Here is an 11,750-nt window from a genome sequence, read left to right as displayed (position 1 = left end):
TTGACTCTTATCTCTTTTGCCTAGATTTTTAAATTTCACCTTTACTCCTTCTTCCTTCACCCTTCCTCTTAGTGTGCTTCTAGCCAATCTTTGCCTAAGCCAACCTCTACTTCTAGAGGAACAATGATTTTGACCGCATTTGCCATGATCTTAGGGATTTCACTTTTCAATAATTCCACTTCGTCCTTGTGCGCATCGAATACCAATTCATCATGTACTTGAAGGATCATTTTTGATTTCAAGTTTTCTCGGATCATCCAATCATGAACCTGTATCATCGCTACTTTGATCATATCAGCAGCAGAACCTTGGATAGGTGCATTGATCGCGTTACGTTCTGCAAATCCTCGCATCGTTTGGTTTCGGCTATTGATGTCTCTGAGGTATCTTCTTCTACCTAGGATAGTCTCTACATATTCGTTTTTCTTTGCTTTTTCGATACAGCTATCCATGTATTCCTTTACTGCTGAGAACTCTTTGAAATAGGAGTCGATGATTTCTTTTGCTTCCGATCTCGGAATATTGAGTCGCTGAGAAAGTCCAAAAACCGAAATGCCATAGATGATTCCGAAGTTAGCTGTCTTGGCTTTTCTTCGCATATCAGTGGTTACTTCATCTAGCGGAACTTGGAAGATTTTTGCTGCTGTGGTGGCGTGGATATCCCTTCCATTTCTGAAAGCCTCAATCATAGATTCATCCTTCGAAAAAGCAGCCATGATTCTCAATTCAATTTGCGAATAATCCGCAGCTAAGATTACATAATTCTCGTCTCTTGGTACAAATGCTTTTCTAATCTCTCTCCCTCTTGCTGTTCTGATAGGAATATTTTGGAGGTTTGGGTTATTAGAAGAAAGTCTTCCAGTAGCAGCGACAAATTGATTATAGGTCGTATGGATTCTTCCTGTTTTGGGATTGATCATCGTAGGAAGTGCATCTACGTACGTAGACTTGAGTTTCACCATTTGACGGTATTCTAAAATAGCCGCCGCGATTTCATGTTCGCCTGCCATTTTGCTTAATACTTCCTCTCCTGTAGCAAATTGGCCAGTTTTGGTTTTTTTTGCCTTTGGATCCAAATTAAGTTTCAGGAATAAGATCTCTCCGAGCTGTTTCGGTGAGGCAAGGTTAAACACCTCTCCAGCGAGTTCGTACACACGCTTTTCTATGGCTTTGCTTTCTTCTTCCAGGACTTCCGACAATTCAGCCAAACTTTCAGTATCTATCCTTACTCCTTCAAATTCCATGGCAGCCAGTACGTTGATCAGAGGATTTTCTACTTCGTGAAGTAATTTCTCAAGACCATTTTCTTTGATCATCGGATCAAAAGTCTGCTTAAGCTTCAAAGTAATGTCAGCATCTTCAGCAGCATATTTACTTACTTCGTCTTCATCCACATCACGCATATTCCCCTGATTTTTCCCCTTTTTTCCAATCAGGGATTCTATAGAGACAGGCTTATAATTCAAGTACTGCTGTGCCAACCAATCCATCGAGTGTTTGCCTTCAGGCTCGATCAAGTAATGGGCTAACATGGTGTCATAGAGTTTTCCTTTGACTTCCATGCCGTAATTTTTCAACACCAAAATATCATACTTTACATTTTGACCGATTTTGATGATATTTTCATTTTCAAAGATGTCTTTGAACAGTGCTAACTTTTCTTTCGCTTCTTTTTGATCAGAGGGGAAAGGGATATAAAAAGCCTCTCCAGCGATGTATGCAAATGATAAACCGACCAATTCAGCTTCGTTTGGATTGAGGGCAGTTGTTTCAGTATCAAAACAGAATTCGTCCTGCTTCTCCAAGTAGCTGATCAATTCCTTAATCGCGGCCTCTCCATCTACCTTATGATAATCATGGGCAGAGGTAAGGATATTGTCATGAAGTTGGATGGCTGGAAGTGGATTATCCTCTGAAGATAAATCCAAGTCCTCATCTTCCTCAGACTGTGGAGGGCCTGTAAATAGACCCAGTTGTTCACTGACTTTAATTTTTGGTTTTTTGATCGCTTCGCCAAAGACACGTTGGGTAAGTGTTCTGAATTCCAATTCAGCAAAAAGTGCCTTGAGTTGCTCTTCTTTTGGTCCATTATATTTAAGAGATGCCTCGTCAAATTCAACGGGTACTTCAAGACTAATTGTTGCTAGTTCTTTAGAAAGCAGCCCTTGCGCGCCAAAATTTTCTACATTTTCCTTCTGCTTGCCTTTAAGATCTTGTGTGTTTTTTAAGATTTCTTCAATGGACCCATATTGCTTCAAGAGTTTTACTGCTGTCTTTTCTCCAATACCTGGAATCCCAGGAATATTGTCAACGGCATCACCCATCAAGCCTAAAATATCTCTGACTTGATCTACATTTTCGATATCCCATTTAGCGCAAACCTCTTTGGGTCCCATGACGTCCACAGCATTGCCCATGAAGGCTGGCTTGTATAAGAAAATATGTTCTTCCACCAATTGCCCATAATCCTTGTCAGGAGTCATCATAAAGACTTGGAAGCTAGTTCTCTCTGCTTTTTTGGCGATCGTCCCGATGATATCATCAGCCTCAAAACCATCTAGTTCTAAAATCGGAATATCAAAAGCTTCTACAATTTGCTTCACCCACGGAATACCGATTTCGATATCCTCTGGCTGCGCTTGTCTATTTGCTTTGTATGCTTCAAATTGGACATGTCTGAAGGTTGGTGCTTTGGTATCGAAGGCAACAGCAATATGCGTTGGTCTCTCTTTTTCTAAAACTTCCAATAAGGTATTGGTGAAACCCAACATAATCCCCGTATTGAGGCCTTTGGAATTGATACGTGGGTTTTTACTGAATGCAAAATGAGCTCTGTAAATGAGTGCCATAGCATCAAGTAAGAAAAGCTTTTTATCTCCTTTTGGGGACATAGGAAGGTGAATTTTAATTTGAAGTATTTTCGTCTATCAAGATTTTCGATAAAATCCGAAAAGCTAAATTACAAATAATAATGAAAAGGGCTGACTCTATTATTCTCATTTACGATTATAATAACTACATTATTTCGGGATTTCTTACTTCTGGTCTAATTCTTGGTAATATGACGTGTAAGGACTGAATCCTTACTCATTATTCTTAATTTATTTACTAACTAAAACAAATCACTATGAAAAAGATCGCGTACCTTTTATCAGTAATGTTTTTATTCCTAGCCTATGCACCCGTTGCAACTGCTGGTGAAACAAAAAAAGAAAAGACTGAACTTACGGCTGAAGAGCAAGTGAGATTAGATGAAATCAACAATAGAGTTGAAGAAATCAAAGCCATGGACTTTGCTGACATGAGTAAAGCAGAGAGAAATGAAGTGAAAAGTGAATTGAAGGAAATGAGAGCAGAAGCGAAAGCTTTAGGAAATGGTGTTTACATTTCAGTAGGTGCTATTATCATCATTCTTTTGATTTTGATACTTCTGACCTAATCGGTTTAGCAAAAATTAAATATAAAAAGCCTCTCATTTCTGGGAGGCTTTTTTTGTGCTTTTAAGTTTTGAATAGAGGATCAGTTGGATTTACCATTGAGCGCATCTACAAGTTCTCTTTTTAATTTTCTTTCCCTGTCTAGTGTGTTTTTACGGTGTTGCTCAAATTCCTCTACCGTTTCTTCTAGATCTTTTCTCGCTGTTTTAATTACCTTGTGGCTGCGGCTGAATTTGTATAAGAAAAACAAAAATGCACCCAATAAACCAGCTACAATGGCCCACATAATTGTGTTGTAAAGACTTTTGTGAATCGGGATTCCTAAAAAGAAAAAACTATCTCGAGCTTGCAAGGCATCCTCTAATTCAATTTGCGTACTGGCAACTTGAGATTCAAGTTGGTTGATTTTTTCCTGTTGATCTTTTACTGTTTGTTGTATAGCTATCAAATCCTTTTCAAAGACGCTTAATGAATCTAAAACATTAGATTTGATTTTATCTAAATTGGTTTTTTTGACAACCTTGTATTCTTGAAAATTATTGGAAATTTGATTCAAATAATCAAACTGACTCGAGATTGTGCCACTATTAAGTGATCCAGTTTCTTCTGAAACTTCTTGCGCGTGACTTGTACTGATAAAAAATGAAAAGGCGATCAATGCAAGGAAAATGGTTTTATTCATGGGGAAATTGGTGTTATTTGTTTAATCTAGTTAATAATTTTTACAGTTAAATCCTAATTTTATTGTCGGAACAATAACTGTGCCTTACAAGTCTTGAAAAAGTATTAAAGAAACTCGTTCCAATTCTAAATATGTAAATATCAAGAAGTCTGTCCTAAGCGTAGAACAGACTTCTTGATTGATTTAACTTGACTTTTTAAGTTTATTATTGGCCAACAAAGAAAATTGCATTTGCCATGATCAATTTTCCAGATTCCCAGAAACTTCTGAACATCGGATTATCAACCATATACACAATTTGACCTCTTCCTTGATTTTCCATTCCATAGACCATGGATTGATTCATCTGTGGTTTTAATTTATTTCCTATGAATCCGAAACGATAATGATCTAAACTAGGGATAATACCTGCATTGACCCCGTTGGTGAGGTAGGCATATCTTCTGCCATTATTTTTGAGCGTGTAGTAATTTTGACCTACTCCAAACGAAAGAGGATGCGTTTGATCCATTTTCACTTCAAAGATTGCTCCCGCGGCAGTAGTCGAAATCCCCATTCTCTCACGATCTTGATAGGGTTCTATTCTTGCAGACTTTTGGAATTCAGCATCTGTTTTTTGCTGTGCTTTTTTCTCTTCATCTGTGTCAAATCTACTCAAACTGAAACCTTCCTTATCTGCAAACATCCCCAAAGATCCTTCGATAGCAATCGCTTTTCCGCCTGCTCTTACCCAATCCATCACTTTAGTGAAATTGCCACCATTTAAGTAGTTTCCAGAAGGAAGAATCAGTACATCATATTTGCTCAAATCAAATCTACCCAACATATCAGCTTCCAAAATGCTAATTGGGTAATCCAATTCCTGCTCGAAGAAATACCAGATTTCCCCGAAATTTAAAGAGGAAGTGCCCGATCCACCTACAACAGCTACTCTTGGAGCTTTGATGACTTTCACATCAGAAGAGCCAAAATCTTTCCCTTTGTCCACATAAGAGGAGTTTGAGGTTGCTAAAGTGATTTCGAATTTATTAGCAAGATCTACTATCTTTTTGTCATAATCGGCAACATACTGATTGCCATTTCTCATCAAGAGGATTGTACCCGCAGGATACGATTCTCCATTGATTTCAAAAGCAAATTCTGTTACTCTTGCTCTGATTCCTTCTTTCAGCAATGCTGCAAGAAACTTAGCATGGATGGTAGCATTCCATGGAGCGATATAGGCTAGCGGAGTTCCGTTTACTACATTTTTTTCAAAAGCTGATTTTACATAAGGTTTTGCAGCATCCAATCTTGTCTCTAAAGCATAAGCTTGCAAGCCATAAGCAAATGGCAAAGCCCAGCTTGTGATGTCATAAGTGATACTGTCTTCCAAAATAGCTTCTGGCTCAAACAAAACCTGAGTCAAAACCGATTTTACTTGATATGCATTGACTATAATATCTTTCTCGGTAGTGGAAAAAGAAGCCGATTTACCAGTGTTGTAATCCAGACCTCTAAGTCCAGAGCGATTTCCAGCAAAACCATAAGTAATCTTATTTTTGTCGAGCAAAGTAAGTAAGGCTTTCAATCTATCATCATTTCCTTCTCCCTTGATGACAAAGCTTTTGTATTTTGCTTTTGGATTTGCTCGGTTATTTTTGAAATAATTCGCAAACTCATCAGCTAATCTTTCTGCATTTCTCGAAGTGACTTCAACAGCCGAGATCCCTGCAGCATGCTGATGTATGATTCTCTCTTCTAAGGTTACAGTATCGCCAAGTGCGTTAAGCATTCCTAAGCCAGCTCTTCCAGATCCACCTTTTTCGATTGTCATTCCAATCGCTCCGTTGTACATGGGATAGGTATCACCGTAGGAAGGATAAAGTAAATCAAATCTCTCTTTGGTGAAATACTGCCAATTGTTGGCATCAAACTTTGCTGCTGTGTTTTTTCCGTAAATCTCCTGAAATTCATGCTGGAAAGGAGAAACTTGCTCGTGAACAGGCTTGGCTGCTGGAGCAAAATAAAAGGGATCATTGATACCCTGCTCATGGTAATCCACAAATAAATGTGGCATCCATTCGTGATAAAGTTTGATTCTTTGCTCGGTTTCTGCTTGTGTTTGCCATGCCCAGTCTCTGTTCAAATCCATCAGGTAGTGATTTGGACGACCTCCCGGCCAAGGTTCTGAATGCTCTGTTGATTGCGGATCAGGTTGTAAAATTTTATTACCTTTTTGATTGTACCAAACGGTGTAGCGCTCTTTTCCGTCTGGATTTGCACAGGGATCTACGATCAAGACTTGGTTTTGCAACCATGATTTTGATTCGGAGTTGTTTGGATTAGCTGCTTCCCAAAATGTCATCATTGCAGCTTCTGTAGCTACAGCTTCATTTCCGTGCACATTGTATTGCATCCAGTTGATGGCAACTTTGGTACTTGGGTTTCCTTCTAGCAGACCTGTTCTTTTCAAGTTGTCGGTTCGGATTTGCTCAAGATTTTGCATATTTTCAGGAGATGAGACGATCGCCACGAATAAAGGGCGATGCTCTACAGATTCTCCATAATACACCAACTCGACATTGGGTAAGGTACTTGCGAGATGTTCGAAGTAGTCGACGACTCTATGATGAGGCGTGAATCTTTCACCAGCTTTATAGCCCAAAAATTCATCGGGACTTTTTTGAGCTAATGAAGTCCCTACAACCAATAGCGCGAGGACAAGAGTATAAATTTTTTTCATGTATGATGTGTTTAAGCTTTTTAAATTTGGACAGGTAATTTACACGCTTTGCTGAAAGGATTCAAACCACGCTTGTAATTTATCCAAGAAATATATGGGTGGGAAGGAAAGTCAAATGGAGAAATAACATTTGTGAATTTCAAACTCAAACTTATTTCCTGATTCTACTCCAGAGTTTGGTGGTAAATCTTGGCCGGTCTTCCATTACATTCAATTCATCTTCGCTGACGCGTTTAACACTTTCTATGGTATAAAATGCCTTGTCATTGAATGCTTTAACTTTACCAACAAATTCCGTCAAAGCATCTCTTTTCATGACTGTAAAGAGCAAATTAACTTTGCCAAACCTGCCTTCAGCACCAACAGAAGTGAATCTGAAGTTTTTTTCCTTCATATATTCTATCAATTCTGGCATAGGTGTAGGAGTGATTACACGAACAAGCACTCGGCCTAAAGCTAATTTCTCTTCGATCGTCATGCCCACAAATGTACCCATCGCAAATCCCCCAGCGTAAGCAAGATAGGACATAGGATTATTGATATTTTGAAAAATTTGCCCAATTGCCAGCAACCAAATCAATGCTTCAAAAAAGCCTAAAATGGGCGCAATTTTTTTCTTGCCATTGAGCATAAACATAATTCTCAAAGTATTGATAGAGACATCTGTAACCCTAGCGAAAAAGATCAATAATGGCATAATGACATAATTGAAGAGCTCTACGGATATTCCAAATGACTCAAAGTAAGCTTGCATAATGATGGGGTTTTATATTCTTTTAGTTTTACAAAGGTAGTGAAAATAGGCCTGTAGTTTTTTTGGCAACGGATTATTCAGGAATATTATTCTGCGGAATTTCCTTAAATTCGATATGTCGTAGCAACTACCCAAGGATTTTATCGAAATTCAAGAGATATGAATAAAGTATTTATTTTTTCGCTTATCCTGATGATTTCTTCTTGCCAAGAGAAATCAAAAATGCCATTTGAGAATATTGGAGATCAATATCCTATTTTAAAAGAAGTTTTGGAAAATCAAGAGGATTATCAAGTTCAGATTGTCTATACTCAAATCGATAGAGATGAAAACCTCAAGCCAATTTTAAAGAATTTCGATTTTAATCTGAATGAAGAAAAATACTTTTATCCAGCAAGTACCGTAAAGCTTCCTGTAGCAATTTTGGCTTTGGAATGGTTGAATGAGCAGAATATCGAAGGACTTACTGCTAACGTAATCATGCTTACTGATTCTATAAGAAGTTCGCAAACGCATGTACTTTCAGATAGTTCTGCCCAAAATTTTCTTCCAAGCATTGCCCATTATATCAAAAAAATCCTGTTGGTTTCAGATAATGATGCATACAACAGACTCTACGAATTGCTTGGTCAAAACTATATCAATCAAAAGCTCAAGAAAAAGGGTTTGAATAATACTATCATCAATCAAAGATTGAGCTTGGCAATGAGCCCAGAAGAGAATAGACATTTTAATCCGATCAGATTTCTCAATACTGAGGGTGAAACTATTCTTGAAATTCCAGCAAGAGAGACAATTTCGATTTATAAAAACACAGGAAATCCCCAATTGGCCGAGGCTTATCAAAGTGGAGGCGAATTGATCTCTGAACCGATGGATTTCACTTTTAAAAATAGATTTTCAATTTCCGATTTTCATGGAGTAGTTCAGCGTATAATATTTCCTGAGCTTTTTGCAGAAAAAGAAAGATTCCATATTTCCGACTCAGATCGTGAGTTTATTCTAAAATACATGTCTATGTACCCTGGACAAAGTGATTATCCCGCTTATGACTCTAATGAGTTTTATGACAGTTATTCTAAGTTTTACAAGTTTGGAACGAGTAAAGAACCTATTCCATTAAGCTTCAAAATCTATAACAAAACCGGTCAAGCCTATGGTCATTTGTTAGATGGGTCATATTTTGTGGATGAGAAAGAAGGTGTGGAATTTTTTGTGACTGCGGTAATTTATGTCAACAAGAATAAAGCGCTCAATGACAATCAGTATGAATATGATGAAATAGGCTTCCCGTTTTTTGAAGAATTGGGCTCTTACTTGTATAAACTAGAATTAGAAAGAAAGAAAAAATAAAAAGTCTATCAATCTTGAGACCGATAGACTTTATTCAATTGAATTTTAGAGGGGATTAATTCCCGTGTTCCGCCATAAACTTATCCAAGTCTTGAAGAGATATTTTTCCTTCATAGAAAGCCCTTCCGAAAACTACAGCAGTCACGCCGATATCTTTCAATTCTTTGAAATCAGAAATATTTCTTACTCCGCCATTTGCAGCTAGATGGATAGTGGGGAATTTCTCTACAACTTCTTTATAAAGTTGGAAATTTGGGCCTTCCATCACGCCATCTCTAGTTACATCGGAGCATTTGAGGTATTTGAGTCCTCTTCCGTAGAAATTTTCTATGTGATCAAAGAGATCAACCTCAGTTTTTTTGGTCCAACCTCTTGTCTTGATTTTATGATCTGCAGGATTGGTATCAGCAGCTAAAAATATCTTTTCTCTTCCATAAGACATGATCCATTGTGCGAATCTTTCGGGATAGGTTACTGCTACAGAAGCGGCTGTAATTGCATGAGCTCCATGTTCAAAGGATTTGATTACATCTCCATCAGTAGAAATCCCTCCAGTAAAGTCTACATTGAGGTTGGTGTAGCCAGCTATAGCTTCTAAAATGTGGTAATTTTTTGGCTCGCCTCGACGCGCACCGTCCAAATCCACCAAGTGCAGCCACCTGATTCCATGGTCTTCGAAGGCTTGTGCGATCTCTAATGGATTATTAGAAATCACTTCCTCAGTAGCAAAATCTCCTCTTTTTAAGCGGACGCATTTTCCATTGATGAGGTATATAGATGGTATAATATCAAACATGGTTCAGTAGGCTTTTGATTAAAATTTTAATGCTTGGGTCGAATTACGATATCAAAATCATTTGTTAATTTTTTTGATTTTCGTTTTCTAAAGATAATAGAAGAACCCATTATTTGGCAATACTCTCCGAAAATCTTTAAGAAGATGTACCAATAATATCCAAATAAGATCCTTTATAAATTCAATAGACCAATCGTGCTATTTTTCCGTCAAGTCCTGATGCCCAAATGCTTCCTTGAGCCTTGTCCATAAAGACAGCATGAAAGCCTTCATCCGAAAATTTTTGCCAATTGATTCCACCGTCAACTGAATAGTCGGAGCCATTGGTGCCTACAGAAATAGCCCAATGAAATCTTGGGAAATAGGTGACTCCTGATCTATAGCCACTTGGATAGGAAGAAGATACTAACTCCCAATTTTTTCCCATTTCTTTAGAGTAAATCGTATTATTTAAGGCTAAGTCAGGTTGCAAATAATCCCCACCGACTGCGATAAGGTTACTATTATCAAGTTTTGTAATTGAGAAAATACCTTGAGAGGGTTCTCCTTGGATAATTGGAGTCTCTGAAATTTCCCAATCATGTCCGCCATCTGTAGACATATATACCTTACTTTTGATTCCACCACTGGCAAACCAAATATGGTCCTGATCAGCCAAAATCGTCGATCCACTTGCGGCAAATGATCCTTCTCCGGGCTCAGCCATAGGACTTGATTCTATCCATGTCCACGTTTCCCCAGCATCAATTGTTTCCAATACCATCCATTTTCCATCAATTGGGTCTCCTATGACGTAGCCTTTTTGATCTTTGTGAAATGCAATTCCATCCAAAAAAGCAGTTTCTGGACCTTCAAATTTCTTTTGCCAGGTGGCACCACTGTCTGTCGTTTTATAAATCACAGCAGGTTGGCCTGCAGCTATTGCAATGGCTGTATTGGCATCAAGTCCTTCAATGTCTCTAAAGTCTACTGAATCTAGACCTGCGATGATGCCTGTTGACCAAGATTGCCCCCCATCTATTGTGAGCAACCAAGTTCCCCCTGATCCACTTGCCCAGATGATTTCAGAAGTGAGAGGTGAAAGGCCTCGGATCGAAGCATTGACTGGAGTTTCTACAATTTCCCAACCTGTGGGTTCGGTAATTATTTCTCCTTTTCTTTCACTATTGCAGGCTGCGAAGGATGAAATAATTCCTATTGCTAACAAAAACTTAAATTTCATAAATTGGCTTGGGGGGATTTAAAGTCTCTTAATAACTTCTGATTTTGGGATTTTGATGCTCCACATGCCGCGAAGATCGCCAATTTTATGTCCTTTAGCTTTATCATCAGGATATAAACTTTGGATTTCTTTTAGCGTTTCTTCAGAAATATCAATTCCAACCTCTCCGTGACAACTTAAGCAAAAACTATTTGGAATTTGGATGGCTTTGGTGTAAAGCAACACTTCTCCATTTTCTAATTTTTGAATGTTGGGTTCGTTTTTTATGTCATTTTCGGCATTGTATGCATAAGCATCCAAAATAGCTGCCTCGTACTCCGATGGCTTATCAGCGGGATTTCTGTAAGCAATAGATGCTCTTTTGATGGTTACATTGTGTTTTGAACTTACTTCTTGGAGAATAGGCAATGCTTCTACATTGCAGAATCCGATTGCTTCGGGAACACCTTTTTCTGCTATTGCTTTCTGAAGGGTAGATATTAGTTGATTTTGAGCTTCTGTACTGATCTCTTCGCCCCAAGCCATCGCTTCATCAAGTATTTCCACTTCACTCAACTTCTTTACTTCCATGCTTTTGTTGACTTCTTCAAAAATATCTTTGCTGATTTTTTCATTAGAATTACAGGAAAAAAGAAAAGTGATGAGACAGAGCGTATATATTAAATTTTTCATCTGATTTTTTTTTCTTAAAAATAGAAGGAAAAAACCATTTCTTAAAAGGTAAAATGCTGTTTGTTTGATTTGCAAAAGAAACCCTTGTTAAGTTCCATAGAATCAGCAT

The 11,750-nt window shown here is 38.0% G+C and carries 9 protein-coding genes; 2 read left to right on the top strand and 7 right to left on the bottom strand.

The features are described from left to right. Positions 1 to 68: 68 nt before the first annotated feature. Positions 69 to 2,891 (bottom strand): DNA polymerase I, encoded by a 2,823-nt coding sequence (polA, locus tag IEV57_RS11750; protein ID WP_188443009.1) that lies wholly within the window; start codon positions 2,889 to 2,891, stop codon positions 69 to 71. A 236-nt stretch (positions 2,892 to 3,127) separates the two neighbouring features. On the opposite strand from polA, the gene IEV57_RS11745 reads away from it, so the two are divergent. Further along, positions 3,128 to 3,439, top strand: coding sequence for a hypothetical protein (locus tag IEV57_RS11745; protein ID WP_188443007.1), 312 nt, complete (start codon positions 3,128 to 3,130; stop codon positions 3,437 to 3,439). 80 nt (positions 3,440 to 3,519) lie between these two features. Here the strand turns inward: IEV57_RS11745 and IEV57_RS11740 are convergent, their stop codons facing one another. The 3 genes from IEV57_RS11740 to IEV57_RS11730 all read right to left on the bottom strand — a co-directional run bounded on the left by IEV57_RS11740 (position 3,520) and on the right by IEV57_RS11730 (position 7,598). Beyond that, a complete protein-coding gene (locus IEV57_RS11740; RefSeq protein WP_188443005.1) occupies positions 3,520 to 4,119 on the bottom strand; it encodes a hypothetical protein in 600 nt (199 codons plus the stop codon). Between the two features lie 205 nt (positions 4,120 to 4,324). After that, complete coding sequence (locus IEV57_RS11735; RefSeq protein WP_188443003.1) at positions 4,325 to 6,844, bottom strand: M14 family zinc carboxypeptidase; 2,520 nt, start codon at positions 6,842 to 6,844, stop codon at positions 4,325 to 4,327. 151 nt (positions 6,845 to 6,995) lie between these two features. Further along, entirely contained in the window at positions 6,996 to 7,598 is a 603-nt protein-coding gene (locus IEV57_RS11730) for a DUF2179 domain-containing protein (protein WP_188443001.1), read from the bottom strand. A 159-nt stretch (positions 7,599 to 7,757) separates the two neighbouring features. Here IEV57_RS11730 and IEV57_RS11725 point away from each other — a divergent pair, with 159 nt between their 5' ends. Continuing rightward, positions 7,758 to 8,951, top strand: a complete 1,194-nt coding sequence (locus tag IEV57_RS11725) for a serine hydrolase (protein ID WP_188442999.1) — start codon at positions 7,758 to 7,760, stop codon at positions 8,949 to 8,951. Between the two features lie 55 nt (positions 8,952 to 9,006). Here the strand turns inward: IEV57_RS11725 and IEV57_RS11720 are convergent, their stop codons facing one another. The 3 genes from IEV57_RS11720 to IEV57_RS11710 all read right to left on the bottom strand — a co-directional run bounded on the left by IEV57_RS11720 (position 9,007) and on the right by IEV57_RS11710 (position 11,641). After that, on the bottom strand, positions 9,007 to 9,747 hold the full coding sequence (locus IEV57_RS11720; RefSeq protein ID WP_188442998.1) for a 1-(5-phosphoribosyl)-5-[(5-phosphoribosylamino)methylideneamino]imidazole-4-carboxamide isomerase: 741 nt from the start codon (positions 9,745 to 9,747) through the stop codon (positions 9,007 to 9,009). Positions 9,748 to 9,928: 181 nt separating this feature from the next. After that, complete coding sequence (locus tag IEV57_RS11715; RefSeq protein WP_188442995.1) at positions 9,929 to 10,969, bottom strand: WD40/YVTN/BNR-like repeat-containing protein; 1,041 nt, start codon at positions 10,967 to 10,969, stop codon at positions 9,929 to 9,931. 18 nt (positions 10,970 to 10,987) lie between these two features. Continuing rightward, positions 10,988 to 11,641: a Tll0287-like domain-containing protein gene (locus IEV57_RS11710; protein ID WP_188442993.1), complete on the bottom strand. Its 654-nt coding sequence runs from the start codon at positions 11,639 to 11,641 to the stop codon at positions 10,988 to 10,990. Between the last annotated feature and the right edge of the window lie 109 nt (positions 11,642 to 11,750).

Source organism: Belliella aquatica, assembly GCF_014637795.1.
In the GTDB taxonomy this organism is placed as follows: domain Bacteria; phylum Bacteroidota; class Bacteroidia; order Cytophagales; family Cyclobacteriaceae; genus Belliella; species Belliella aquatica.
This window is presented reverse-complemented; position numbering and strand designations above follow the sequence as displayed.

Bases quoted from the DNA above. Each gene is read 5' to 3' on its own strand.
- polA (WP_188443009.1), bottom strand. From the start codon at position 2,891: ATGTCCCCAAAAGGAGATAAAAAGCTTTTCTTACTTGATGCTATGGCA.
- IEV57_RS11745 (WP_188443007.1), top strand. From the start codon at position 3,128: ATGAAAAAGATCGCGTACCTTTTATCAGTAATGTTTTTATTCCTAGCC.
- IEV57_RS11740 (WP_188443005.1), bottom strand. From the start codon at position 4,119: ATGAATAAAACCATTTTCCTTGCATTGATCGCCTTTTCATTTTTTATC.
- IEV57_RS11735 (WP_188443003.1), bottom strand. From the start codon at position 6,844: ATGAAAAAAATTTATACTCTTGTCCTCGCGCTATTGGTTGTAGGGACT.
- IEV57_RS11730 (WP_188443001.1), bottom strand. From the start codon at position 7,598: ATGCAAGCTTACTTTGAGTCATTTGGAATATCCGTAGAGCTCTTCAAT.
- IEV57_RS11725 (WP_188442999.1), top strand. From the start codon at position 7,758: ATGAATAAAGTATTTATTTTTTCGCTTATCCTGATGATTTCTTCTTGC.
- IEV57_RS11720 (WP_188442998.1), bottom strand. From the start codon at position 9,747: ATGTTTGATATTATACCATCTATATACCTCATCAATGGAAAATGCGTC.
- IEV57_RS11715 (WP_188442995.1), bottom strand. From the start codon at position 10,969: ATGAAATTTAAGTTTTTGTTAGCAATAGGAATTATTTCATCCTTCGCA.
- IEV57_RS11710 (WP_188442993.1), bottom strand. From the start codon at position 11,641: ATGAAAAATTTAATATATACGCTCTGTCTCATCACTTTTCTTTTTTCC.